Source organism: beta proteobacterium MWH-UniP1 (genome assembly GCA_036362785.1).
Lineage (GTDB): Bacteria > Pseudomonadota > Gammaproteobacteria > Burkholderiales > Burkholderiaceae_A > Lacustribacter.
Genome location: CP143625.1, coordinates 1,875,822 through 1,901,594, shown reverse-complemented (window position 1 = coordinate 1,901,594; position 25,773 = coordinate 1,875,822). Strand labels below are relative to the sequence as shown.

General features: G+C 55.4%; 23 protein-coding genes and 1 other RNA gene. 23 read left to right on the top strand and 1 reads right to left on the bottom strand.

From position 1 onward, the window contains the following. Positions 1 to 4: 4 nt before the first annotated feature. Genes AOB54_09350 through AOB54_09330 form a run of 5 tightly spaced genes read left to right on the top strand, consistent with a single transcriptional unit; the run spans position 5 to position 4,959 of the window. Positions 5 to 733 carry an amino acid ABC transporter ATP-binding protein gene (locus AOB54_09350; protein ID WVN41663.1) on the top strand — a complete coding sequence of 243 codons (729 nt, stop codon included), beginning with the start codon at positions 5 to 7 and terminating at the stop codon, positions 731 to 733. Between the two features lie 15 nt (positions 734 to 748). Beyond that, positions 749 to 1,828 carry a tartrate dehydrogenase gene (locus AOB54_09345; GenBank protein WVN41662.1) on the top strand — a complete coding sequence of 360 codons (1,080 nt, stop codon included), beginning with the start codon at positions 749 to 751 and terminating at the stop codon, positions 1,826 to 1,828. A gap of 11 nt (positions 1,829 to 1,839) precedes the next feature. After that, on the top strand, positions 1,840 to 3,138 hold the full coding sequence (locus AOB54_09340; protein ID WVN42824.1) for a glycerate kinase: 1,299 nt from the start codon (positions 1,840 to 1,842) through the stop codon (positions 3,136 to 3,138). A 2-nt stretch (positions 3,139 to 3,140) separates the two neighbouring features. Further along, entirely contained in the window at positions 3,141 to 4,199 is a 1,059-nt protein-coding gene (gene pyrC, locus AOB54_09335) for a dihydroorotase (GenBank protein ID WVN41661.1), read from the top strand. Next, the gene (locus AOB54_09330) at positions 4,192 to 4,959 is read left to right on the top strand and encodes a DUF3025 domain-containing protein (protein WVN41660.1); all 768 of its coding nucleotides are present in this window, start codon (positions 4,192 to 4,194) and stop codon (positions 4,957 to 4,959) included. The genes pyrC and AOB54_09330 overlap by 8 nt, the downstream gene beginning before the upstream one ends. Here the strand turns inward: AOB54_09330 and AOB54_09325 are convergent. Continuing rightward, positions 4,917 to 7,184, bottom strand: coding sequence for an ATP-binding protein (locus tag AOB54_09325; GenBank protein WVN41659.1), 2,268 nt, complete (start codon positions 7,182 to 7,184; stop codon positions 4,917 to 4,919). The genes AOB54_09330 and AOB54_09325 overlap by 43 nt on opposite strands. 222 nt (positions 7,185 to 7,406) lie before the next feature. Here AOB54_09325 and rnpB point away from each other — a divergent pair. The 18 genes from rnpB to ftsA all read left to right on the top strand — a co-directional run bounded on the left by rnpB (position 7,407) and on the right by ftsA (position 25,768). Continuing rightward, positions 7,407 to 7,766: RNase P RNA component class A (gene rnpB, locus AOB54_09320), an RNA gene on the top strand. Between the two features lie 23 nt (positions 7,767 to 7,789). Beyond that, positions 7,790 to 8,182, top strand: a complete 393-nt coding sequence (gene gloA / locus AOB54_09315) for a lactoylglutathione lyase (protein WVN41658.1) — start codon at positions 7,790 to 7,792, stop codon at positions 8,180 to 8,182. A 16-nt stretch (positions 8,183 to 8,198) separates the two neighbouring features. After that, positions 8,199 to 8,843: a histidine phosphatase family protein gene (locus AOB54_09310; protein WVN41657.1), complete on the top strand. Its 645-nt coding sequence runs from the start codon at positions 8,199 to 8,201 to the stop codon at positions 8,841 to 8,843. A gap of 9 nt (positions 8,844 to 8,852) precedes the next feature. After that, positions 8,853 to 9,338 carry a DUF1178 family protein gene (locus tag AOB54_09305; GenBank protein ID WVN41656.1) on the top strand — a complete coding sequence of 162 codons (486 nt, stop codon included), beginning with the start codon at positions 8,853 to 8,855 and terminating at the stop codon, positions 9,336 to 9,338. Between the two features lie 228 nt (positions 9,339 to 9,566). Next, positions 9,567 to 10,013, top strand: coding sequence for a cell division/cell wall cluster transcriptional repressor MraZ (locus AOB54_09300; protein WVN41655.1), 447 nt, complete (start codon positions 9,567 to 9,569; stop codon positions 10,011 to 10,013). A gap of 14 nt (positions 10,014 to 10,027) precedes the next feature. Beyond that, complete coding sequence (gene rsmH / locus AOB54_09295; GenBank protein WVN42823.1) at positions 10,028 to 11,095, top strand: 16S rRNA (cytosine(1402)-N(4))-methyltransferase RsmH; 1,068 nt, start codon at positions 10,028 to 10,030, stop codon at positions 11,093 to 11,095. Next, the gene (gene ftsL / locus AOB54_09290) at positions 11,092 to 11,382 is read left to right on the top strand and encodes a cell division protein FtsL (GenBank protein WVN41654.1); all 291 of its coding nucleotides are present in this window, start codon (positions 11,092 to 11,094) and stop codon (positions 11,380 to 11,382) included. The genes rsmH and ftsL overlap by 4 nt, the downstream gene beginning before the upstream one ends. After that, on the top strand, positions 11,379 to 13,211 hold the full coding sequence (locus tag AOB54_09285) for a penicillin-binding protein 2 (GenBank protein WVN41653.1): 1,833 nt from the start codon (positions 11,379 to 11,381) through the stop codon (positions 13,209 to 13,211). The genes ftsL and AOB54_09285 overlap by 4 nt, the downstream gene beginning before the upstream one ends. After that, positions 13,208 to 14,821: a UDP-N-acetylmuramoyl-L-alanyl-D-glutamate--2,6-diaminopimelate ligase gene (locus tag AOB54_09280; protein ID WVN41652.1), complete on the top strand. Its 1,614-nt coding sequence runs from the start codon at positions 13,208 to 13,210 to the stop codon at positions 14,819 to 14,821. The genes AOB54_09285 and AOB54_09280 overlap by 4 nt, the downstream gene beginning before the upstream one ends. After that, positions 14,814 to 16,253 carry a UDP-N-acetylmuramoyl-tripeptide--D-alanyl-D-alanine ligase gene (gene murF / locus AOB54_09275; GenBank protein WVN41651.1) on the top strand — a complete coding sequence of 480 codons (1,440 nt, stop codon included), beginning with the start codon at positions 14,814 to 14,816 and terminating at the stop codon, positions 16,251 to 16,253. The genes AOB54_09280 and murF overlap by 8 nt, the downstream gene beginning before the upstream one ends. Next, a complete protein-coding gene (mraY, locus tag AOB54_09270; protein ID WVN41650.1) occupies positions 16,244 to 17,413 on the top strand; it encodes a phospho-N-acetylmuramoyl-pentapeptide-transferase in 1,170 nt (389 codons plus the stop codon). The genes murF and mraY overlap by 10 nt, the downstream gene beginning before the upstream one ends. 109 nt (positions 17,414 to 17,522) lie before the next feature. Then, positions 17,523 to 19,037 (top strand): UDP-N-acetylmuramoyl-L-alanine--D-glutamate ligase, encoded by a 1,515-nt coding sequence (murD, locus tag AOB54_09265; GenBank protein WVN41649.1) that lies wholly within the window; start codon positions 17,523 to 17,525, stop codon positions 19,035 to 19,037. Next, positions 19,031 to 20,203 carry a putative peptidoglycan glycosyltransferase FtsW gene (locus AOB54_09260; protein WVN41648.1) on the top strand — a complete coding sequence of 391 codons (1,173 nt, stop codon included), beginning with the start codon at positions 19,031 to 19,033 and terminating at the stop codon, positions 20,201 to 20,203. Before murD ends, AOB54_09260 begins: the two co-directional genes overlap by 7 nt. Further along, on the top strand, positions 20,200 to 21,288 hold the full coding sequence (gene murG, locus AOB54_09255) for an undecaprenyldiphospho-muramoylpentapeptide beta-N-acetylglucosaminyltransferase (GenBank protein ID WVN41647.1): 1,089 nt from the start codon (positions 20,200 to 20,202) through the stop codon (positions 21,286 to 21,288). The genes AOB54_09260 and murG overlap by 4 nt, the downstream gene beginning before the upstream one ends. Further along, positions 21,285 to 22,703 carry a UDP-N-acetylmuramate--L-alanine ligase gene (gene murC / locus AOB54_09250; protein WVN41646.1) on the top strand — a complete coding sequence of 473 codons (1,419 nt, stop codon included), beginning with the start codon at positions 21,285 to 21,287 and terminating at the stop codon, positions 22,701 to 22,703. The genes murG and murC overlap by 4 nt, the downstream gene beginning before the upstream one ends. After that, positions 22,700 to 23,677, top strand: a complete 978-nt coding sequence (locus AOB54_09245; protein ID WVN41645.1) for a D-alanine--D-alanine ligase — start codon at positions 22,700 to 22,702, stop codon at positions 23,675 to 23,677. The genes murC and AOB54_09245 overlap by 4 nt, the downstream gene beginning before the upstream one ends. Continuing rightward, entirely contained in the window at positions 23,674 to 24,501 is an 828-nt protein-coding gene (locus tag AOB54_09240) for a cell division protein FtsQ/DivIB (GenBank protein ID WVN41644.1), read from the top strand. The genes AOB54_09245 and AOB54_09240 overlap by 4 nt, the downstream gene beginning before the upstream one ends. 34 nt (positions 24,502 to 24,535) lie before the next feature. Next, positions 24,536 to 25,768, top strand: a complete 1,233-nt coding sequence (gene ftsA / locus AOB54_09235; GenBank protein WVN41643.1) for a cell division protein FtsA — start codon at positions 24,536 to 24,538, stop codon at positions 25,766 to 25,768. Positions 25,769 to 25,773 lie beyond the last annotated feature (5 nt).

Below are 25,773 nucleotides of genomic sequence, written 5' to 3'. Positions count from 1 at the left end.
GTCCATGATCGAATTTAAAAACGTTAGTAAGTGGTATGGCTCTTTTCAAGTTCTTGATGACTGCACGACCCATGTGTCTAAGGGCGAGGTGGTGGTGGTCTGCGGCCCCTCTGGTTCTGGCAAGTCAACCCTGATTAAATGTGCCAACGGTCTCGAGCCTTTTCAAAAAGGGGAACTCTTATTTGACGGCGTGTCGGTCGGAGACCCAAAGACCAACCTGCCAAAGCTTCGCTCGCACATTGGCATGGTGTTTCAGCACTTTGAACTCTTCCCCCACCTGTCTGTAATGGAAAATCTGACGATTGGTCAGGTCAAGGTGCTTGGCCGGTCTCAAGATGAGGCCAATCAAAAAGCCAAGTCTTTGCTGGAACGGGTTGGTCTGAGTGTTCATGCTAGCAAGTTTCCCGGCCAACTTTCTGGTGGGCAGCAGCAGCGTGTGGCCATTGCCCGGGCATTGGCCATGGACCCTAAGGCCATGCTGTTTGACGAACCCACATCGGCCCTAGACCCCGAGATGGTCAACGAAGTGTTGGATGTCATGGTGGCACTTGCCAAAGAGGGCATGACCATGATGGTGGTGACTCACGAGATGGGTTTTGCCAGAAAAGTCTCGGACCGAGTTGTCTTTATGGACGCCGGTAAGATCGTGGAGGACTGCAGTAAAGACGAGTTCTTTGGTGCGCCGCGCAGCCCACGTGCCCAGGAATTTTTGTCCAAGATTCTGAGCCACTAAATCGTAAAGAACGCCATGTCTACATTTCGAATTGCCGCCATTCCAGGAGACGGAATTGGCACGGAAGTCATGCCCGAGGGCCTGCGTGTTCTCGATGAAGCTGCCAGAAAATTTGGCATCAAACTGGCCATTGATGAATTTGATTTCGCCTCTTGTGATTACTACCTAAAGCACGGCGACATGATGCCGGCAGACTGGAAAGAGCAGATCGGCAGCCATGATGCGATCTTTTTTGGCGCTGTGGGCTGGCCCGCAACGGTGCCAGACCATGTATCCCTTTGGGGGTCGCTGCTGAAGTTTCGTCGCGACTTTGATCAGTACGTCAACCTGCGGCCGGTGCGTCTTATGCCCGGTGTGAGGTGTCCCTTGGCGGGCCGCGAGCCGGGCGATATTGATTTTTTTGTAGTCCGCGAAAATACCGAGGGGGAATACTCTGCGGTGGGCGGCATTATGTTTCCGGGCACGGAACGTGAAGTCGCCGTTCAGGAGACGGTCATGAGTAAGTTCGGTACCGACCGTATTTTGAAGTTTGCGTTTGAGCTAGCCCAGAAGCGGCCCAAAAAACACCTCACATCGGCAACAAAATCAAACGGCATTGCGATCACCATGCCTTGGTGGGACAACCGAGTGGTTGAGATGGCCAAGCAGTTCCCCGATGTAAAGGTCGATAAGTACCACATCGACATCCTGACGGCGAATTTTGTGCTTCATCCCGACTGGTTTGATGTGGTGGTGGCCAGTAATTTGTTTGGTGATATTTTGTCGGACCTTGGCCCAGCCTGCACCGGCACGATTGGTATTGCGCCTTCGGCCAATCTCAACCCTGACCGTCGCTATCCGTCTTTGTTTGAGCCGGTTCATGGTTCGGCTCCGGATATTGCCGGGAAAGGCGTTGCGAACCCAATCGCCCAGATCTGGTCAGCCGCCATGATGCTGGATTTTCTTGGCTACCCCAAGGCCCACGATGTGATCTTGCAAGCCATTGAAGAAGTTTTGCGTTCTGGTCCGAAGACCCGAGATCTTGGCGGCACGGCCAACACGGTAGATGTGGGCAAGGCGATTGCCAACGCCGTGGCCTGCGCAAAAGTTGTTTAACAAATTTGGGCATCAACACCGCCTCCGCGATAGAACAGCTGCTGCGAAGCAGTTTTGATGCGGCAGTTGCGGCCGCAGATCCACTCAAGATTGTTGCTGCACATCTTCCGCAGCCGCCCAGGTCTGGCAAGACACTGGTCGTTGGCGCTGGCAAGGCTGCGGCCAGTATGGCGGCTGCCGTTGAGGCGGCGTGGCCCCCCGATGCGCCATTGTCAGGAATCGTCATTACCCGCTATGTCCACGGACTGCCCCTGAAACGTATCGAATGCATCGAGGCTGGACATCCGGTGCCAGATCAGGCGGGTGAGCGGGCGGCGCAAGAGATTTTGAATCGTGTCTCGGCACTCACTGCGCAAGATCAATTGATCGTTTTAATCTCCGGTGGTGGTTCGAGTCTGCTGGCCTTGCCTGTAGCAGATGTCAGCATGGCTGATCTTAAAACGCTCACCCAACAACTCTTAAAGTCGGGTGCGCCGATTACGGACATGAATATTGTTCGTAAACATCTCTCGAAAATTCAGGGGGGGCACCTTGCCTTGGCGTCTCGTGCGCCCGTTTGTGGTCTGGTGATCTCGGATGTGGTGGGGGACGACCCCTCGGCAATTGCGTCGGGCCCTTGTTCCCCAGACCCGAGCACGTATGCAGATGCGTTGGACGTGTTGCGCCGTTGGGGCGTGACACCGCCGGATTCGATCGCGCGACATCTGCAGGCCGGGGCGAATGGCCAGATTCCTGAAACACCAAAACCAGGGGATGCCCGATTGGCGCATTCGGATACGCGTGTTATTGCAACGGCCAGGGCCAGTCTGCAGGCTGCCGCACAGGTTTTCGCGCAAGCGGGAATCCGGCCCGTTATTCTCGGTGATGCTGTTACCGGCGAGGCCCGAGATGTGGCTGGGGTCTACGCATCCTGGGTAAGGGAGTTGTCGCTTTTTTCTGATCCCCAGATGAAACGCCCCGTGGCACTCATTTCGGGCGGGGAATGTACAGTCACGGTTCGCGGCAAGGGCCGTGGCGGCCGATGCGTGGAGTTCTTGCTGGCCTTGGCCCTGGCGACCGATGAGTTGGGCGTGGCCGACCGGATTGCTGCGGTCGCTGCCGACACCGATGGTATTGATGGGGTGAGCCCACACGCCGGCGCCGTACTTATGCCCGATACCGTGCGGCGAGCAAGGCAGCAGGGCATGTCATTGAGGGCGCTACTCGACGACAATAATGGTCTGGGTCTATTCGAACCAATGAATGCCGTGATTACAACAGGCCCAACTCGAACCAATGTGAATGACTATCGCGCCATCGTGGTGCTCTAACTGTGGAACAACAACTCACCATTACCCGTCCCGATGATTGGCATCTGCATCTGCGTGATGGACAGCAGATGGCATCGGTATTGCCGTATACCGTTCGGCAGTTTGCCCGTGCGATTGTCATGCCCAATCTGCGACCGCCAGTCACCACGACGGATCAGGCGATCGCCTACGCTGAACGCATTACCAGCATGATTCCCAAAAGCCTGCTTGAGCAGGGCTATGGCTTTGAGCCGCTCATGACACTCTATTTAACAGACAACACTTCGGCCGATGAGATTCGTCGTGCCGCCGACAGTCAGGTTGTCAAGGCAGTCAAACTCTATCCCGCGGGCGCCACCACCAATTCTGATAGCGGCGTTACGGACATCAAGCATTGCTATCGGGTATTAGAAGCCATGCAACAAGCCGGCATGCCGCTTTGTGTTCATGGCGAAGTGACCGCATCTGAAATTGATGTGTTTGATCGGGAAGCCGTGTTTATTGATCAGGTGCTTGCACCACTTCGGCACGACTTTCCTGAGCTTCGGATTGTGTTTGAACATATCACCACGCGAGAAGCCGCACACTTCGTTCGCGATGCATCTGGTCCGATCGCGGCCACGATCACACCGCAACATCTTTTGTACAGTCGTAATGCGCTTTTTCAGGGCGGCATTCGTCCGCATTGGTACTGCTTGCCGATTTTGAAGCGCGAGGTGCATCGACAGGCGCTGTTGCAGGTTGCCACCAGTGGCAGCCCTAAATTTTTTCTTGGCACGGATAGCGCGCCCCATGAACAGTCGACCAAAGAAGCTGCTTGTGGCTGCGCCGGCTGCTTTTCGGCACCCTATGCCTTAGAGTTGTATTTACAGGCGTTTGAGTCCGTTAATGCCATTGACCGATTCGAGGGGTTTGCAAGTTTTTATGGGCCAGATTTTTATCGCCTACCCCGCAATACATCGAAAATTACTCTTCAGAAGTCTGGCCAACAGATTGATGCAGTACTCCCGTATGCTGAAGGCCAGATCGTGCCCCTTGCCTCTGGCGAGCGCTTGGCCTGGCGTTTTCAAGGCCTTGTCTGATTCGCTGCAACACCAATCGCCGTGGTGGCAATCATTTGATGCTGAGGTGCTCGCGGCAATTCATGGCCTGTCATTTGATCGGCTACTGAGTTGGCTTAATGATCGTGCGCAGGGCACGGGCATCGTGAGCGGCCGGGGGGCACCCCTGTCCTTCGTGCCCCAGTCTCAACTTCCCAGTGGTATCGCCTACGAGTCCTGGATCGCGAAGACCGGCGAGGTCCCGACTCGGGACAATCTGCATGATCGTTATAACGCCTTGATGTGGCTAACGTTTCCGAAAACCAAGGCAAAGCTAAATGCCGTGCAGGCTAGTGAGCTTGATCGGCTTGGCATGACAGGCAAACGAGGGCCGGTGCGCGATGCAGCCACCCTGTGGGACGAAAATCTTGTCGTTGTCTTGGCCCAAGAGTCCGCCAATGAGTTGCAGGCCGCCTTGGATTTACATGATTGGCAAACGCTCTTTTTAAAGAATCGTTCACATTGGCACACGCGGTGGCATCTTGTTCCGTTTGGTCATGCGCTTTTAGAAAAACTCGCAAGCCCTTATAAGGCGATTACCGGCCACGCGATTGTGCAAGAGATGTCTAGTCGCGATCGACACCAACTTGATGTTGTGCTCTCGGACCGCGTCCACCTTGGGATGAACACAGCCATCTTTCGCCCATTACCCGTTATGGGGGTGCCGGGATGGGATGCGGCAAATCAGGCCGAGGACTTTTATGCCGATCCGAAAGTGTTTCGCTTAAGCAGGGCGAGTTGATGACGAAAAAGATCAAAGTCCAAGGGTTTGCTGATGTGCTGATCAATGCCGGCCGCCAGCGAGGCCTGACGATCTTCGTCAAAGGCTAGCCCTGATACGGCGAAGATTTTCGCCCTGGCATTCGCATGCGAACTATTACGAACACGTTGTGCCAGTTCACGCCCATTCATGTCTGGCAGGTCGATATCAAGCAAAATCAAATCGAAAGTTTGTTCGATGATCAGGCCCAAGCCCGACGACCCTGATTGGGCGGTCATAACTTGATGGCCCTGTTGTGTCAGCCATCGTTCCATCACGTCCAGGTTTTGTCGACTGTCTTCAATAAGAAGCACGCGCAACCCGCACGGATTTTTGGGGAGCATTTGTGGTTCTGATGTGGCCGCGTCTGCAGGCGCAACTCGTAGCTTTAGATCTACGGTCACGCGAGTGCCGCAGCCTGGTTCTGATTCCACGACAATGCTGCCCCGCATGGACTCGACCAGACCTTTGGTCACGGACAGACCCAGCCCAGTTCCGATTTTGGAGTCGTTTTGATGGTCGGCCGTTGCGGTATGGGCGCGACGATACCGATCAAAAATTCTTGATTGCTGATCTTTTGGAATCCCGATACCGCTATCCCGTACGTCAATCTTGAGCATCACTTCCCCGCGAGTGCCTTGAGACACATCGGTCTCCTTTGAATCAAGCGGCACCGCTTCTACAGTTACCCGGACACCGCCATGGACCGTAAACTTCACTGCATTAGAAAACAGATTGCGCAGAACCTGCCCAAATCGAAGCCGGTCGGCGAGCAGTCGCAGGTTCGCATCGGCGGTGATTTCCAAGTCGAAATACAGGCCCTGTTGCGTTGCCAGCGACCGAAAAATTTCTGCGTTAAATTCGACCAACTCTTTTAAGAGGATTGGCTGGGGGTTGAGTTGAACTTCTCGCTGCTCAAGTGCAGCCAAATCGATGGCATCGTTCACCAGTGCGGTCATGTCTTTTGCGCAGTTAATCATCCGACTGACATCTGCCTGATCTTGTGGGCTTTGGAGTCGTCCCTTCAGCAGTTCTGCGTGTCCAATCAATCCGTGAAGTGGCGTACGAATTTCATGGCTCATGTCGGCAATAAGCTGGGTTTTTGCTTGATTGGCCGTCTCACGGTCTTGGACTGCTTGGATCATTCGATTGGCGGCGTGCGTCAGCACCTGAAACTCACTTGGGGCAGGCCCTCCGGTGGGGATCACCCCTCCGTGGTCTGCCACTGTGTTGATCGTGCTGACCAATTGCTCGATGGGTTGGAGGGTGACTCGCAACAGCAGGCGTGTCATCAGCACAAAGCCAACGATAGTCGCGATAATTAATAGCCATAGACCGTTGATGAGCTGGTCGATAGGCCCATAAATAGCGCCTGCAGGCACGCGGACCAGGGTCGTCCAGCCTGCGCCATGAAGGCCCTGAAGCTGTTCAGATTTGGCATAACCTACCAAATAATCTTTTCCATCTGGCCAAGTCTCTCTGTGCCAGCCGGGGTCGCCCGTTTGGGCGAGCTGAAAGCTGCCGATTTTATGTAGTGCAAAGCTCGTGGTGTCAGCGGAGACGAGATTGGCCTGACCATCTGCTGCGGCGATAAACACCTCGATATTTTGGTTTGGCGCGACTTGTTGTAGAAACCGTTTGTGCTGACTAACGAGCCAATTCCAATCCAAATGCCCCTTGAGCACACCCGCGACATCACTTTGCCGGCTATAAACAGGGGCAACCAAATGAATAGCTTTCGGATTGCTGTCTGACGGACCGGATGCATTGTCTAGGGAAGGGCTGGTAGTGGGTGCTTCAATGACTGCTGGCTGTGTCAGCCCATATTGAAACCATGATGTTGCCCTGACGTCATTTTGAGGGTTTGTCGGGCGAGTGGAGACCCGCACCTGCCCATGACGATCAGCAAAGCTAATCCAGGCGTAGTCGGTGACTTGGCTCTGAACGGTATACATCCATGTTGCGAGTTGCGAGTGGTCATCGTGTAAGTTGAACGTTGCTAGCAAGGCCGCACGAGATTTGATATCGACTAAGTGACGACGAACCGATTGGTCAAGACTCTCGGCATAGTAAGCGGCATAAGTCCTGAGCTGCTCGCCTCGCTCTTTTTCTATTTGCTTTCGCACAACATGGGTGATGGATAGCCCAAGAGCAATCAGTACCACCACCATTGGAATGATCGCCAGCAGTAAGAGCGTTCTTCTCATTGGCTGTCCATTGCCAATGAGGGACCAGATTCGGGTAGAGAGATGTTTTTCGCCCTGGGCTAAGGACGTTTTAAAACTGGAGACGAATGTGACGAAACGTGCGTCAGGCAGATGTAAGAGGCGGTTCACGTAAAGGAGCTGAGAAGATCACTGACCGAGAAAAGCATAATCGATCACATGCCCCGTGACCCAATAGTTAAAACCCTATATGATTAGCTGATCGAAGCAGGTCGGGCGATCGCTGCTGCATTCGCAGAAGAGGAAGGTCCGGACTCCGCAGGGTAGGGTGACGGCTAACGGCCGTACGCAGCAAGTGCCTGCAAGGGCACCCAAGGCGAGGAATAGGGCCACAGAGACGAGTAAGCGCGGGCAACCGCGTGGACGTGAAACGCGGCAACCTCCACCCGGAGCAACACCAAATAGGCGCGCGTGCAGCTTCGGCTGTAAAGGGTGTCCCGCCCGATGCGCGCGGGTAGGTGGCTTGAGCCCGTTGGTAACAGCGGGCCTAGAGGGATGATCGCTATAAAGCGCCGAGCAATCGGTGTTTCGTAACAGAATCCGGCCTACAGATCTGCTTCGATTTTTCTTTTTATCTGGGGCTAGCCATGAATTTTTTACACACCATGTTGCGTGTTGGCGACATGAAGCGGTCGATTGATTTCTACACCAAGGTGCTTGGTATGAATTTACTGCGTACGGTTGATCGACCAGATCAGCAGTATGCATTGGCCTATCTTGGGTTCGGAAAGGGCAATGCAGAAGGCCAGGCCGAACTGGAATTGACTTACAACTATGGCGTCTCAAGCTACGAGATGGGTGGCGCCTATGGCCACATTGCGATTGCGGTTCCTGATGCGTATGCCGCTTGCGAAAAAATTAAGCAAGCAGGCGGCAATGTCACCCGAGAGGCTGGGCCAGTCAAAGGTGGCGAGACCGTCATTGCGTTTGTGCAAGATCCGGACGGCTACAAAATAGAGCTGATTCAGCACGGGCTTTAAGACACTGGATCGGTGATTGAAAACAACCATCTGGCTGGTGCGGCACGGTGAGACAGACTGGAATGCCTCTCGGCGTCTTCAGGGCAGCACTGACATTGCCTTAAATGCATTGGGCCATGCCCAGGCAGCTTCGGTAGCCAAACGGCTTGGTTCAGTTGTGTTAGATGCGATCTATACAAGCCCGCTGGCACGCACCACGCAGACGGCTGCCCCACTGGCGGCCTATCAGCAACGTTCGGTTCAGCTGGTGCCCGCGATGGCCGAGCGTGACTTCGGTGTGTTTCAGGGGTTAACGCCCGAAGAAATATCGCGCCGGTATCCAGACGACTATCGTCGTTGGCAAGACCGTGACCCAGAGTTTTGCCCCCAGGGCGGCGAGTCATTGGTGGATTTTCGTGGCCGTGTGGAAACGGGCATCCGAGAAATTGTTGGCCAACACCCCGGTCAAACCGTGGCTGTGTTTAGCCATGGGGGCGTGTTAGACATGATCTATCGTTTGGCCAATCAGATCGATCTTCAAGCGTCTCGGCACTGGCCGATTCCAAACGCAGGCATTCAGCGGTTACTGGCCTCTGATTTTTCTCTAGAAGTGCTTGATTGGGGAATTACAGACCACCTCGATGGTCCAACGGCTCGAGATGAACTTCGAGGGATCTCTTAAAATCCGGCTATGAAAGTTTTTAATCTGAAGTGTGAGCACGGCCATCCCTTTGAGGGTTGGTTCAAAGACCATGCGGCGTTTGAAACCCAGCAGGCTCAGGGCTTGCTGTCTTGTCCGGTGTGTGACAGTCGGGCAGTGGAAAAGACTCTCTCTGCGCCCCGCTTGAACTTGCTGGGCGCATCAGATGAGCCCTCGGTGTTGAAACCGGCTGCAGAGGTAACGCCTGCCGAACCCGGCCAGGCCGTCATGGCCTCCGCGGGGGCAGCCTCGCCTTCTTTGGCTGCGGCCATCCAGCTGGTTCGTGAGATGTTGGCGGCTAGTGAAGATGTGGGCGATCGCTTCGCTGAAGAGGCCCGTGCAATGCATACCAATGACATTCCGGCCCGACCAATTCATGGCCAAACCGACTTTGAAACCGCCCAGGAGCTCGCCGAAGAGGGCATCCCGGTAGTGGCCATCCCATTTGGCAAGCTACTCAAGACCCCACTGCAGTAGCCAGATCGGGGAGCAAATCTCACCACATCAGTCCGTCGGATTGGGGGTTATTCCTGTTTTATGTAATAAATCACTTTATAAGCCATTTTTATCTCATTGATTTTAATGATTATTTGGTAAATTTTGACTCGCAAAAAGAGCGCTAAGTCATTGTTTTAGAAAGAAAAACTCCCTTTTTTACTTGACCGCCTGATTGCTTTTCCATAAAGTGGGAAAACGTGCAAAAAAGTGGTTTTTTGTGGGGAGTCATCTTTGGCGGTTTTGGGTCAATTTGCCGGTATTACGGCGCTTAGTCTGGATGCGAAGGGTCGCATGGCGATCCCGACACGCTATCGGGACGCCTTGGTGGCCCAATCCAAAGGTGCACTTGCCTTAGTGGAGAGTGACGACGGCTGTCTACTGCTGATGGCCCAGTCACTTTGGGAACAAAAAATCGCCACGTTTAGTGAAGAGGAGTCCGACGCCGAACGCCGTCGTTTCTGGTTGGGATTGAGTGATACCCCCGACATGGATGGGCAAGGCCGTGTGTTGATCAATCCTGTTTTGCGCGATGGGGCACATATTCAGCGCGATGTCATTCTTCTCGGTGTCGGAACTCATTTTGAGATCTGGGATGCGGCATCACTTGAATCGCACAAACAGGCGGTTCGTCATCGTAAGCGTGGCGGAGGCTAGACGTGACCGCTGCTTTGGCGAGTCCTTCTGATAGCGCAACACCACCTTTCTCGGAATCTGCTGCCCACCTGTCGGTGCTCTTAGATGAAGCAGTGCAAGGCTTGCGGATTATTCCTGAAGGGATTTACGTAGACGCCACTTATGGACGCGGCGGACACAGCGCCTTGATTCTTCAATCCCTAGGGCCAAAAGGCAGGCTGATTGCGTTTGACCGTGACCCTGCTGCTGTGGAAAACGCAAAGCGCATTACCGATACCCGGTTTGAAATTATTCATGCGCCATTTAGTCAGCTGCAGCAAGCGCTCGCTGAGCGTGGCGTTGCCCAGATTGATGGATTGCTGGCAGATCTTGGTGTCTCATCACCGCAGCTGGATGAAGCCCAACGTGGATTTAGTTTTCGGGCAGATGGTCCGCTCGATATGCGTATGGATCCAACGCGCGGTGTACCAGTATCCGACTGGATTACGCAGGCATCAACGCAAGAATTAAAAGAGGTGATCGCAGGCTATGGTGAAGAACGGTTTGCTTTTCAGATTGCAGACGCGATTAAAGCGCGCTGCACAGCCCACGCAAGAGGCGAGGCTGAGCCCCTGGACTCGACCAAGGCGCTTGCGGACTTGGTGGCCGAAGCATTGCGCCGCTGTGGGGCCCGCAAAGAGCCGGGCCAACATCCAGCCACTCGAACATTTCAGGCTTTACGGATTTACATCAACAGCGAAATTGAAGAACTCACATCGCTCCTTCAGGCCGCAGTCGAAATCGTGCGTGAGTCTGGGCGCATTGCGATCATCAGTTTCCATTCGCTCGAAGATCGGCTCGTTAAGCAGTTCTTTCGTGATCAATCCGGCAAGGCAGTAGCGTCCTCGGGTGACCGTCGACTAAGCCGCGGGCAGCAGGCATTTTTAAACAGCATTCAGGATCAGGCTGTCCGGCGTGGCGGCCATCCGGTGAGCCAACCGCGCTTGCGTTTGCTGGGGCGTATTCGTCCATCAACGGAAGAGGTTCGTCGCAATCCCAGGGCCCGTTCGGCTACCTTAAGAATTGCGGAGCGCCTTGGCTCGGCATCGCAGGGGGCGAGATGACACGACAGCAATGGATTCTGGTCATGCTCATCACGATCTCCGCCCTTGCGTTGGTCAATGCCCGTTACCACGAGCGCCGGCTGTATACGCAGATGGATCGTGTGGATCGCAGCACCCAAAAGCTCGAGTCGGATATTGAAGTGCTTCAGGTGGAATTAACGGCCCTGCGTAATCTCGGCCGTATCGATAGTGCGGCACGGCGTGATCTGAAGATGGTGCCACTCAAGCCGACCGAGATTTATTACTACTTCAAACCCAAATCGGGTGAGAAGGGAGCATCTGAATGACCGTGCGCACGGTCGCCATGCCCGGCCGCTTCAAATCCAGCGCGGTCGGCAAGTCCGCAGCGCCGGTGCTGACTTGGCGTGCAACTCAGATGCGCTCAAAAGTTGTGCTGCTGTTGCTCATGGTCGGATTCTTGGCTGTGGTGATTCGCGCCTTTATGTTGCAGCTGGTCAATGCGGACCAATGGCAAAGCCGAGCAGAAAAACGGTTCGAACGGCCACAGGAAATTCCGGCTACGCGCGGTCGGGTGTTGGATCGGCATGGTGCGGTGATTGCTTCGAGTGTTCGAGAAGAGCAGCTCGGTATCGTGCCCTCACGTTTTCTTGGTGACACGGCAAAAGACAACACCGCCAATGCATCGAAGGCGGGCAAGCAAAACGCGGGTACTCGGCTCAACGACAAACGGCTTGACGCGCTGGCTCAGATTTTGGGAATGCCGGCCTCGGAGTTACGCGCAAAGATTGCTGGATCTAAAAAGTTTTTCTATTTGGCCAAGGGGCTCGATGCGGAAAAAGCAGATCGTATTCGTGCCCTTCGTCTTGATGGCGTGGTCTTAGAGTTTGATTTTCGGCGGTATTACCCCTATGGCGATGCATTTGCCCATGTCGTTGGGTTTACCAATGCCGAGGAAAAAGGCGCCGAGGGCATTGAGGCCATGTTAAATGGTGAACTTCAGGGCACACCTGGCAAGGTCCGCCATGTGGTCGACCGCACCAACCGGCCGGTGGGCCATGCCTCCATTGTGGACCCTGCACCTGGCAAAGATCTTCGGGTCTCGCTTGATGCCAGCATTCAAACAATTGTTCAAAACGCACTCAAAAATGTCATGACCGAGCATCGGGCCAAGGCCGCCTCGGCGGTGGTGGTGGATGTGCAGACTGGCGAAGTTTTGGCGTTGGCCAATGAGCCATCGTTTGATCCCAATAATCGCGCAAGACTTAATGTCGATACGGTTCGCAACCGTGCGATTACCGATACTTTTGAGCCGGGCTCAACAATGAAATCGTTTTCCATTGCGGCTGCTTTGGAATTGGGCCGTGTGACACCGACCACCGAGATTCAAACGGCGCCCGGCAAGCTGACCATTGGCAACCGAACAATTGGGGATGCGCATCCTCACGGTGTCTTGACAGTCGAAGAGGTGTTGGCGAAATCAAGCAACGTTGGCACGGTAAAAATTGCCCAGAAGCTTCGGCCCCAGGAAATGCATGCGTTTTACTCTGCGGCGGGTTTTGGGCGTGTGCCGGATGTAGGCCTAAAGGGCGCTGTCACAGGGCGTCTACGTAACCCGGATAAGTGGGTGCCAATTGATCAAGCGGTGATGTCGTATGGCCATGGTGTCTCGGTGTCATTGCTGCAATTGGCACGGGCCTATACCGTGTTTGCGCGAGACGGAGATGTAGCCCCCCTGTCTTTTGTTCCCCAGTCGGGGCCGGTCACGGGCCTGCGCGTGTTCTCACCAGAAACGGCGCGAACTGTTCGCGCCATGTTGGAGCGTGCAACTGGCCCAGAGGGGACTGCGCCAAAGGCGCAAGTTGCCGGCTTTCGTGTGGCCGGAAAAACCGGAACCGCTTATAAACCGGAACGGGGCGGCTACGCCAAGAACAAATATGTTGCGTCTTTCGTTGGATTTGCCCCAGCCGACAAACCAAAGTTTGTCGTTGCGGTCATGGTCGATGAGCCTAGTGCTGGTCAGCACTATGGCGGTCAGGTCGCAGCACCGGTGTTTTCACAGATCGTGAACGACACCCTGCGTCGTTTACAGATCTCGCCGGATCCGTCGGTTCGAATTCTTCCTGCGGTCGCATTGATTGGCGAGGGGACCCAATGAGCGCCGGTTTCTATCAGCCGCTTCACCCGTTAGCGTTGCGTGACGCCATCTCCGATCAGGCCGCTCAATGGCTGTCCGAGCATTTGCCCGCCAGTGCCAATCTTTGTGCCGACAGCCGCCGCCTAACGCGCGGCGATGGTTTTTTGGCCCGCCCAGGAAAGTCAACAAAGGCAACCGATTACGTGGAATCGGCCATTGCCGCTGGCGCCTCGGCGATTGTGCTTCCCGCTGATGACAATGCAGCTGCCATTGAACCAGTGGCAGCCAAGGTGCCGACGCTTCGAGTGCCACGTTTGGCTGAGCGTATGGGCATGATCGCTTCTGTTTTTTATGGCCGGCCAAGCATGGCAATTCAGTTAATTGCCATCACCGGCACCAACGGAAAGTCAACGGTAACTGCTGCGCTGGCCCATGCGCTTGCCCGGGCGGGCCTGCAGTCGGCTGCAGTGGGCACTCTTGGTGTTGGTGTGTTTCCAGCCGGTTGCGATGCCGGTTTCATGCCGGTCTGGGATGATCGATTCACCGCAGGCCTGACCACACCCGATCCAGTTGATCTGCAGCGCACCCTGCGTCATCTGCAGTCGCGTGGTGTTCGTGCGGTCTGTCTGGAGGCCTCGTCAATCGGGATTGTTCAGGGCCGCCTGCGTGGTTGCGCCATCAAAGTCGCGGCTTACACCAATCTCAGTCACGACCACCTTGACTTACACGGCAGCATGCAAGCGTACGCCAAGGCCAAATCGTATCTGTTTGAGTCCCCCAGTCTAGATGCGATTGTGATCAATACGGATGACGACTATTCAATGACCATGTGGAAGGCAGACGATCCACATATTGCGCGTATTGGAATTGGCAGCAAAATCCCGGAAAACGCCCACGCTTCACTTCAAGCAACGATTGCCCAACCGACTGAACACGGATGGCAACTGACACTGCATGGCACGGGTAAGGCGGCCGGTCTTGATGGCGTAGTCGCATTGCCTGTGTATGGCCGCCACAACGTTGACAATGCATTGCTTGTTGCGGGATGCCTGTTGGCGCTAAAAATGGATGTCCCCACCATTTTTCAGAGCCTGACGGAATTCAGCCTGCCCCCTGGTCGTCTACAAATGATCACCAGCCCATCGGCACCTTGGGGTTGTGTGGATTACGCCCATTCACCAGATGCTCTTTCCCGAGTGCTTGAAGCCCTCAGGCCCTTGGTCACCATGCGCGGGGGCCGACTGATTTGTTTGTTTGGCTGCGGCGGGGATCGCGATCCTGTGAAGCGGCCCATGATGGGCCGGGTCGCTGCTGAATTGGCCGACCAAGTCGTGCTGACATCTGACAATCCACGCTCTGAACCGCCCGAAGTAATTTTGGACGCAATCCAATCTGGCGTACCCACGGCATTGGCCCACAAGGTCACGCGGCAATCCGATCGCGCGCTGGCTATCGCACAGGCTATTGCTCGGGCCCAGCCCGCGGACTTGGTCTTGTTGGCGGGCAAAGGACACGAGAACTATCAAAAAATTGGCGATCAAGAAATTTTATTTAGCGATGTTGATCATGCGCGACGCGCGATTGATGCATGGACGCCGCTGACCACTGGCCTGGGAGTTGCGCATGCCTAGGCTGCGTGAATTTCTTGCCCAGGTGAACCCACAGGCCGTCTGCATGTCGGAGCAGGCGGCGGATTGTGTCTTTAATTCTGTCAGTACCGATTCACGCACTCTGTCAGCAGGCGCTTTGTTCTTTGCGCTAAGTGGCCCCCATTTTGATGCCAATGCATTTGTTGCGGCGGCCAAGGAGCGCGGTGCTGTTGCGGCAGTGGTAACACGTATGGATGATGACATGCAGGCATCTGGCCTCCCGTTGATCCAGGTGCAGGACTCGTTAGCAGCACTTCAGCAGTGGGCCCGTCATTGGCGAAGCCAGTGGACAGGGTGTCTGGTTGCGGTAACGGGTAGCAATGGCAAAACAACCGTCAAGCAGATGATTGCCTCCATTTTTACGCAGGCGGTCGGCCAAGAACATGCATGGGCTACGCCTGGGAATTTAAACAATCACATTGGCGTGCCCTTATCTGTTTTGGGCCTGTCGGCAGGCCATCAGTTGGCGGTTTTAGAGCTGGGCATGAATCATCCCAATGAGATTGCTGGCCTAGCGGCAATTGCGGCACCACACGTGGCGGTGGTGACCAACGCACAGCGCGAGCATCAAGAGTTCATGAAATCGGTTGCTGCTGCTGCAGAGGAAAATGGTCAGGTCTTTAAAGCCCTGCCCAGCGATGGTGTGGCCATATTTCCACAAGACGCGGCCCATGAGTCCATCTGGCTTGGGCTTACTGGCCATCGCCGCATGATTCGTTTCGGTTTTGGCGAGCGCTTTGACGATCTGTTTCATGGAAAAGAGGTCTTGGGTGCTTGGCGTACTGATGCAGCCGATGGGCAGACCGTTTTGCAGATCACATTTCCGAATCAACAGCAGATTTACCTCCGGCTGCGCGGTGTGGGGGAGCATTTTGCTCTGAATGCCATGGCGGCCGCCGCCTGCACTTACGCAGTGGATATTTCACCGGCGATCATCGCACGGGGTCTAAATGCGTTTGAGCCCATGAAGGGCCGGGGTCAACGTTGCGCCTTGGCGGGCGGGGGTGTCTTGATTGATGACAGCTACAACGCCAATCCCGATTCGGTTCGCGCAGCGATTGATGCCTTGGCTTTCATGCCGCGCCCTCAGGCTTTGGTGCTGGGGGATATGGGAGAGGTGGGTGATCAAAGCGATGCGTTTCATCAAGAAGTCTTGCAGTACGCCAACCAGAGAGCCATCGCATCGATTTGGCTCCATGGCACTGCATTTGAGCAGGCTGCTCGTTCTTTGGGCATCGGACATCACTTTCGTGAGGTGAATGAATTAATTGACGGCTTACGCGCCTGGTCGACAGAACAACAGGCCGCCCAGCAGTCGCCTTCGATTTGGGTGAAGGGATCCCGTTTTATGAAGATGGAGCGTGTTGTGCAGGCGCTGTCATCCCCAATAGGAGAGGCCGCCACATGCTCTTGATACTGGCTGACTGGCTTGAGCAATATATTCGAGCTGTTAATGTTTTCAACTACATCACCCTGCGTGCTGTCTTGGCCGCACTGACGGCCCTGGGTATTGGTTTGTTCCTTGGGCCGTTGGTGATTCGCAAACTCACCGAGATGAAGGTGGGGCAGGCCGTTCGTGACGATGGTCCGCAGACCCATCTGGTCAAGGCGGGTACGCCGACCATGGGTGGCGCCTTGATTCTGCTGTCCATCGGGCTCACCACGCTGCTCTGGGCGGATCTGAGCAATCGATTTGTTTGGGCCGTGATTCTGGTGACGATGGGGTTTGGTGCTGTGGGCTGGGTCGATGATTATCGGAAGGTCGTCTATCGCGACCCCAAGGGACTCGCGGCCCGCTGGAAATATTTTTGGCAGTCACTGATCGGCGTGGTTGCGGCGATCTATCTCGCCTTTTCGGTGCCGGCCCAGAGCAATGCCCAGGCCATCGATCTCTTTTTGCAATGGGTGAATAACGGTTTTTCGATCACGCTGCCGCAGCGCGCGGATCTGATCGTGCCGTTTTTTAAGCAGGTGGCCTATCCCTTGGGCGTGGTGGGCTTCATGGTGCTGACGTATTTCGTCATTGTGGGTTCCAGCAATGCCGTCAACCTGACCGATGGCCTTGATGGTCTGGCGATCATGCCGACCGTTTTGGTGGCGGGTGCACTTGGTGTCTTTGCGTATGTGACCGGTAATGCGGTGTTCGCAAAGTATCTCTTGATTCCATATATCCCTGGCGCGGGTGAGATGACCGTGTTTTGTGCGGCCTTGGTTGGGGCCGGCCTTGCCTTTTTATGGTTTAACACCTACCCGGCCCAAGTCTTTATGGGAGACGTTGGTGCACTTGCCCTTGGCGGTGCGCTGGGCACGGTGGCCGTGGTGGTCCGCCAAGAAATTGTCTTATTCATCATGGGGGGCGTTTTCGTGATCGAGACGCTCTCAGTGATGCTGCAGGTCACGTACTTCAAATACACCAAGAGACGATTTGGTGAGGGCCGTCGGATTTTAAAAATGGCGCCGCTTCATCATCACTTTGAAGTGGGCGGCTGGAAAGAAACACAAGTGGTTGTTCGTTTTTGGATTATCACCATGATTTTGGTGTTGGCAGGACTGTCGACATTAAAGCTACGTTGAAACCACGATGCACTTTGATGGCCAAGAAACTCTTTAGGAATGTGATGTGATGGGCGGATTTAAAAAAATAAAATCAGTGGCGATTGCACCCAGGGTGCCGGCGATTTCTATGGATGTTGCCTGGCCGAATCAGCACGCGCTGGTTTTGGGACTTGGCGAATCAGGGCTGGCCGCCTGCCGTTGGTTGCTTCGCAAGGGCGCCAAGGTGACGGTACTCGACACGCGAGACAATCCCCCCGCAGCAGACGCTGCCCGCGACTTGGCGTCAGACCGTTTTGCTGTGCAGACTGCGGTGCCGGCCCCAGTGGCATCAAGCTGGCTTGATGGTATGACCATGGTGATCCCAAGCCCGGGTTTATCGCCCCATGCGCAGCATCAAAGCCCAATTGCGGACTTATTGAAAGCCGCATCTGAGCGCGAGATATCGATTCTTGGTGAGATTGATCTTTTTGAGTGGGCTATCCATCATGCGGCGCATGCCAGCAGCACGGCCAATTCTGGCCTGGATCTGGAGCTGCCTTTGGAATTGCCAAAGGTGTTGGCCATTACCGGTACCAATGGGAAGACCACCACCACACAGATGACGGTGGCCTTGTTGCGCCGGGCTGGGTTTGACGCCCAGGAAGCCGGCAATATCAGTCCATCACTTTTAGATGCGGTGATGGCGCGTGAAGATGAAAGTTCTTTCCCGCAGGTCTGGGTGTTGGAGCTTTCTAGTTTTCAGCTTGCCATTGCCAAGCATTTTCACCCGACGGCAGCGGCCTTATTAAACATCACTGAAGACCATCTTGATTGGCATACCGACATGTCGGATTACATGCAGGCCAAGCATCGGGTCTTTGGCATCGGTATTGATCCAGACGCATCCGATGTGTTGTGTGTGGTGAATCGTGATGACAGCATGGCTATGGCAGGCATTACGGGCCAGCGGTCTGTGATCACATTTGGCAGCGGCCGGCCAGAGCAGCCCGGAGATTTTGGGCTTCATGAAGAGGGCCTGACCTGGATGGCGATGCGCGACAGCGCGGATGCTGATCGTCTGCATCGACTGATGCCGGCTGACGCCTTGCGTGTTCGGGGCCGCCATAACGCTGCCAATGCCCTTGCGGCACTGGCGCTGAGTCGTGCGGTCACACCGGTCCTGGCGCCCTTGCTTCATGGGCTTCGTGAGTTTCGTGGTGGTGCCCATCGCATGGAGTGGGTGGCTCATGTTGACGGAGTTGATTTTGTGGATGACAGCAAGGGCACCAATGTGGGCGCGACTGCGGCTGCGCTCAAGGGGCTTGCGCTCCCGCTGGTGCTGATTGCCGGTGGTGTTGGGAAAGGACAAGATTTTTCTCCGCTAGCCGAGCCGATTCGTCAGCACGCAAAGGCGGTGGTAACGATTGGTCAGGATGGCCCAGCAATCGCGGAAGTCGCGCGTGGGGTTCATGTCGATGCGTTTGCAGCGGCATCCATGGAAGAGGCCGTTTTACAGGCCTTTGCGTTGGCTAAGCCTGGCGGTGTGGTCTTGATGTCACCGGCCTGTTCGAGTTTTGACATGTTTGCCAATTACGTTGCCCGGGCAAAAGCATTCCACAACGCGGTCCATGCGCTGGCTCAATCGCAGGGAGTCGCATGCTAAATCAGCGGTCCTTCGATTCAGGTTCAATCGCTCATGCAGATCGGGCGTTGATCTCTGTTTTTGCGGCCCTGTTATTGGTTGGCCTGGTGATGGTCTATTCCGCCAATCTGCCCCTGCCGAGCCAAAACACCGAGTCGGTCTTTTGGCGCAGTATGCGTGGCCATCCGATTCATTTGGCCATTGGGCTGGTGGCTATGCTGATCATGACCCGCGTTCCGACGGCAGTCTTGCATGCCATGTCAACGCCATTATTCTTTTTCGGTATCGCATTACTCGTGGTCATTGCTGGCATGAAGATTGTTCTGGGCAGTGCCATCTTGAAAGATGGCGCGGTCCGGGCGATCCCACTGGGATTTTTTACCCTGCAGCCTGCCGAGCTGATGAAGTACTTTGCTTTGTTGTTCGCGGCCGCTTATGTGATTCGCCGTCAGGACCGCATGCACACCTTTGTGCGGGGACTATTGCCAATTGGTGTCTTGATGTCGTTCGTGATGTTGCTGCTGCTCTATCAGCCCGACCTGGGATCGACCATGGTGATCATGCTGATCACCGCCACCATCTTATTTCTGGGCGGCATGAGCATGCGGATCTTTATCCCGCTCTTGTTGGGTTTGGTTGCGGTCTTTGTGGCCATGGTCTGGTTAACGCCATGGCGTTTGATGCGCCTGATTGCTTACTTAAGTCCCTGTGATCCGAGTCAGGTTCAGACCACGGGCTTTCAGCTCTGTGGTGCCTTGATTGCATTTGGCCGGGGCGGCTTTTTCGGTTCGGGTCTGGGCACAGGAATCGCCAAGATGGGCCATCTGCCGCTGCCGCACACGGACTTCATTTTCGCCATGATGGGCGAAGAGATTGGTTTTATTGGTGTCACGCTGGTGATTCTGGCGTTTGCTTTTATTGTCCGTCGTGCCATTGAAATTGGCCGTACTGCCATGTCACAAGAGCGTTTGTTTGCAGGGCTTGTCGCACAAGGCATCGGCGTGTGGATCGGGCTGCAGACCCTGATTCATGCCGGTGTGAATACCGGTTTATTGCCGACCAAGGGCTTAACCCTGCCTTTTATTAGTCACGGCGGCAGTTCCATGCTGGCGGCCTGTATTGCCATGGGTACCTTGATTCGGATTGATTGTGAAAATCGTGCGCACGTGCGGGGGGCCAAGACATGAGCACACCCCGCGTGTTAATTGCTGCCGGGGGCACCGGGGGCCATGTGTTTCCCGCACTCGCTGTCGCCCAGGCCTTGAAACAGATGGGCTGGCACGCCGAGTGGGTGGGGTCAGATCGTGGGCTGGAGTCCCGCGTGATTCCCCCAACGGGCATTGGCCTACATATTCTGCATTTTGCTGGCCTGCGGGGTAAGGGCGCAGCCGCCTGGTTAAGCCTGCCGTTTCGGCTTTGGTCTGCACTGCGAAGTGCTGCAGACATTCTTGATCGGGCCAAGCCGCAGGTGGTGGTGGCCTTTGGTGGCTATGTCACATTTCCTGTTGGCCTGATGGCAAGGCTGCGTCGAGTGCCCTTGTGTGTTCATGAGCAAAACGCAGTGATGGGAACGGCCAATCGTTGGCTTGCAAAAATGGCGCGCGTGGTGATGGTGAGTTTCCCAGAGACGAAATTCTCGCCGCCCAATGCCCGATTGGTCGGCAATCCGGTGCGCCCATCAATCGTTCAGCTTGCCGATCCGGTGCAGCGTTACGCTAACCGAACTGGTCCACTGCGTATCTTGGTGATTGGCGGAAGCCTTGGTGCCTCTGCTTTGAATCATCACTTACCGAATGCATTTGCCAAGGCTGCCGCATCAGGCTGCGAGTTACAGATTCATCATCAGACTGGGTTGAAAGAATTGGCGGAAGTCCAAGCCCGATATGCGTCGCTTGGCCTGGTCGCGCAATGCACTGCATTTATTGATGACATGGATGCGGCTTACCAGGGCGCTGACTTGGTGGTCTGTCGTGCAGGCGCATCGACAGTGACCGAGGTCGCCGCTGCTGGCGTCGCCGCCATTTTTATTCCTTTGCCTAGCGCTATTGATGACCACCAGTCGGCCAACGCCCGCTATCTGAGCCAGGCGGATGCCGCTTGGCTGATTCCGCAAAGCAGTGATCTGACTAACCAGATAGGTGAGTTGATCGCTGGCCTTGATCGAAACGCATTGCAAGAGCGTGCCGTGCGCGCGCGTCAGCGTGCAATTCCAAATGCGGTAGAGCAGGTCACGACCATTGTGCGCAATGTGACCCAGAAGGGGCAGCCATGAAACACAAAATTGAAACGATTCATTTTGTGGGTATTGGCGGCTCGGGCATGTCGGGCATTGCCGAGGTGTTGTTGAATCTGGGCTATCGCGTCCAGGGTTCCGATCTCAGCAAGAATGCGTCAACCGATCGGCTTGCCGCTCAAGGCGCAAAAATCTTTATTGGTCACGCTGCAGACCATTTGGGAGATGCCCATGCCGTGGTCATTTCCAGTGCCGTGAAAAATGACAACCCCGAGGTCTTGGCGGCCAGGCAGCGTCGTATTCCCGTAGTGCCGCGCGCCTTGATGTTGGGCGAATTGATGCGGCTAAAGCAAGGCATCGCCATTGCAGGCACCCACGGCAAGACCACCACGACAAGCCTGGTGGCCAGCATTTTGGGGCAGGCCGGCCTGGACCCCACCTTTGTGATTGGTGGCCGGCTCAATAGCGCTGGTGCAAACGCGCGTTTGGGCATGGGGGATTACATCGTGGCCGAGGCTGATGAATCCGACGGCTCATTCTTGAATCTACTGCCCATGATGGAAGTCATCACCAATATCGATGAAGACCACATGGACACCTATGACCATGACTTCGCTAAGTTAAAACAGGCCTTTATCGCCTTTACCCAGCGTCTGCCGTTTTATGGCACCGCAGTGGTCTGCTTAGACGACCCCCATGTGCGAGAGATCATTCCATTTATTTCCAAGACCGTGGTGACCTATGGGTTTGCCGATGACGCACAGGTCCGTGCGGATCGTGTAGTGGAGCGCGCCGGGGCAATGGAATTTCAGGTGATGCGCGAGTCTGAACCACCCTTGACCGTGCTGCTGAATCTTCCTGGCCGACACAATGTGCTCAATGCCTTGGCTGCAATTGCGGTTGCCACCGAGCTTGGCGTGGAAGATCAGGCGATTGTCGCGGCACTTCGTGATTTCAAAGGCGTTGGCCGCCGATTCCAGCCCTGCGGCGAACACTATTGCGCCCAGGGCGGTCAGTTCACTTTGATTGATGACTATGGCCATCACCCTGCCGAGATTGCGGCAACGATTTCTGCAGCCCGTGGGGCCTTTCCGGGCCGTCGCATAACGGTGGCATTTCAGCCGCATCGGTACAGCCGAACCCGAGATCTGTTCGAAGACTTCGTTCGCGTGTTGGGGGAGGCCGATCAATTGCTCTTGGCCGAGGTCTATCCCGCCGGAGAAGCCCCCATCACTGCTGCCGATGGCAAGGCCTTGGCCCGTGCCATTCGTGTTGCAGGAAAAGTTGAACCGATCTATGTCGAAACTATTGGTGAGATGCCTCAGCGCATTCGCGAACTCTCGCGTGATGGCGATGTGGTCTTGTCGATGGGCGCGGGATCCATTGGTGGTGTGCCCGCCGCACTCAAAGCCTTTGCAGTCGCCCTTGATGGCCATGGGGGCAAGACAGCATGAGCCAAGACCACATGATCATTAATTCGATCTCACCGCAGGCGCTTGGCCGGGTTGCGGTCTTGATGGGGGGCGAGTCTGCCGAGCGTGAGATCTCTTTGCGGTCTGGGGCGGGCGTGTTGGCGGCCTTGCAGCGCTCGGGCGTCAATGCATTTGCCTTTGACCCTGCCGAGCGTGGCCTGCATGAACTTCAAGATGAATCGGTGGATCGCGTGTTTATTGCGCTGCATGGCCGCTTCGGTGAAGACGGTACCGTCCAGGGTGCCCTTGAGCTCATGAAAATTCCATATACGGGCAGTGGTGTGTTGGCGAGTGCGCTGGCCTTGGATAAACCAATGACCAAACGGATCTGGCGAACCTTTGATTTGCCAACACCATTATTTGAGATGCTTGGGCCTGACATGGACCCCCACGCAGTGGTTGCGGCACTGGGGCTACCCATTGCGGTCAAGCCCGCCATCGAGGGCTCTTCGTTGGGCTTCTCGAAAGTCAACGAGACCGCCGAGCTGCACGATGCCTATACGCTCGCATGTCGTTACGATCAGCAAGTCATTGCAGAGGCTTTTATCTCGGGCCGTGAATTTACCTGCGCAGTGCTCGAGACCGCACCGGGCCGTGTGCAGGCGCTTCCCGTCATTGAAATTGTGGCACCCAAGGGCGAGTACGACTATCAGAACAAATACTTCGGTACCGCCACCAAGTATCTGTGCCCGGCGCCCATCTCAGCATCACTGGAGTCCCAGATGCGCGATTTGTCCGTGCAGGCCTTTCAGGCATTGGGCTGCAAAGGCTGGGCCAGGGCGGATTTAATGCTCGATGCGGAACTTGGTCCAACGCTTTTAGAAATCAATACGGCACCGGGCATGACCGACCATTCTTTGGTTCCGATGGCGGCACGTCAGGCCGGAATAACTTATGAACAGTTGGTCATGCAAGTCGCAGCAGGCGCTAGTCTGAAGTTGGAGCGCGCCCAATGACGATGACGCCATTGCGCGATTTCTGGCACTCGCCCAATCTAATGAATCGGATTGCCGGTAGCCTGATTGGCATTTCGCTGGCCGCGCTGTTGGTGTTGCTCGGCATCTGGATGGCCAATCGTCCGGTCTTCGTGGTCAAGCGTGTGATTGTCGATAGCCCCCAAGTTGAATTGAAATATGTCTCTGCCTCACAAGTGCACGACGCCGTTGCTGAAGCATTAAATGGCACGACCCTATCGGCTGATCTCACGGTGATTCATCGGGCCTTACAGGCCATTCCTTGGGTGAAGTCCGTCAGCGTTCGGCGTATTTGGCCAAATCGTTTGTTGGTGCGCATCGAGGAGCAGCGGGCCGTGGGCACATGGGGCCAGGGCCGGCTTGTGAATCACATGGGCGAGGTCTTTGTGGGCGCAGCAGCCGATCATGACGACTCGTGTCGACTACTTCCGCTTTATGGCCCAGCGGGCAGCCAACGTCTGGTGCTAGAGCGTGCTCGCCAGTTGACGCAGTGGCTTGCTCCTTTAAATCGACCATTACAGTCGCTAACCCTGTCAGAACAGTATGCCTGGACAGCGGAACTGGCAGGCGGTGTGACTCTGGAGTTGGGCCGTGATTCCTTGGCAACGCCTATTGAGGAGCGCGTTCGAATGTTTGTGAAGACACAGCCCTGGCTTGCCGAGCGCCTGGCCGCAAAAAATGAGAAAGGAAGTCTGATGAAGGCTGATCTGCGATATGCCATTGGCTATGCATTTCAGACCACGGTGGGCACAGCGAGTGCCGTGACCAATGAATCTGAACCGCTTTGTATTGGAGTAAGCACATGAGTTTTATGGTGCGTGACGTTCAAAGGGACAAGCTATGACACGCGAATCTAAAAATTTGATTGTTGGCCTAGACATTGGCACATCCAAAATCGTGACCATTGTTGCCGAGGTCATGGATGACGGGCGCATGGAGGTGATTGGCCTTGGCCAGGCCGAGTGCGAGGGCCTGAAAAAAGGTGTGGTGGTCAATATTGATGCCACAGTTCAGGCGATTCAAAAGTCGCTTGAAGACGCAGAGCTTATGGCGGATTGCAAGATTGCGGCCGTCTGGACTGGCATTGCCGGCAGTCATATCCGAAGCTTTAACTCAACGGGAATGGTGGCGATTAAAGACAAAGAGGTCTCCCAGACGGATGTCGACCGCGTGATCGAGACGGCAACCGCAGTCAGTGTGCCGTCGGATCAGCAGGTGCTCCATGTCTTGCCACAAGAGTTCATGATCGACGGCCAAGATGATGTTCGCGAACCATTAGGCATGAGCGGGGTAAGGCTAGAAGTCCGCGTGCACATCGTGACCGGGTCGGTGAGTGCTGCGCAAAACATTGTGAAGTGCATTCGTCGCTGTGGCTTAGAAGTGAATGAGTTGATCTTGCAGCCTCTGGCATCAAGCCATGCGGTACTCACCAAAGATGAGAAAGATCTGGGCGTGGCACTGGTCGATATCGGCGGTGGCACAACAGACATTGCAATTTTCTCTGGCGGAGCGATTCGGCACACTGCGGTGATTCCGATTGCAGGCGATCAGATTACCAATGACATTGCCATGGCCTTGCGGACACCAACGGACGAGGCCGAGGCAATCAAGATTCGTCATGGAATTGCCAAGCAGGCCCTGGCAGATCCGGAAGCCTGGTTTGAAGTGCCCGGTCTGGGCGATCGTGCACCACGTACTCTGTCGCGTCAGGCGCTTGCCGCAGTCATTGAGCCGCGTGTCGAAGAACTCTTCTCATTGGTACAGCACGTGATCCGTGAGTCGGGTTACGAGGAGCTGCTGTCCTCCGGCATTGTGATTACTGGGGGCAGCGCCATGCTGCCTGGCATGGTGGAACTTGGTGAAGATGTTTTCTTAAAACAGGTGCGAATCGGTATGCCGGCATACCGGGGCAATCTGTCTGATGTGATTAGTAATCCGCGATTCTCCACGGCCATGGGCCTATTGGAAGAGGCGCGGACTCAATGGATCCGGGGCCGCAAGGATGTGCATAGCAGTGGGTCGTACAAGGACACCCTTGCGCGGATGAAGGCGTGGTTTGTAGGGAACTTTTAATTTCT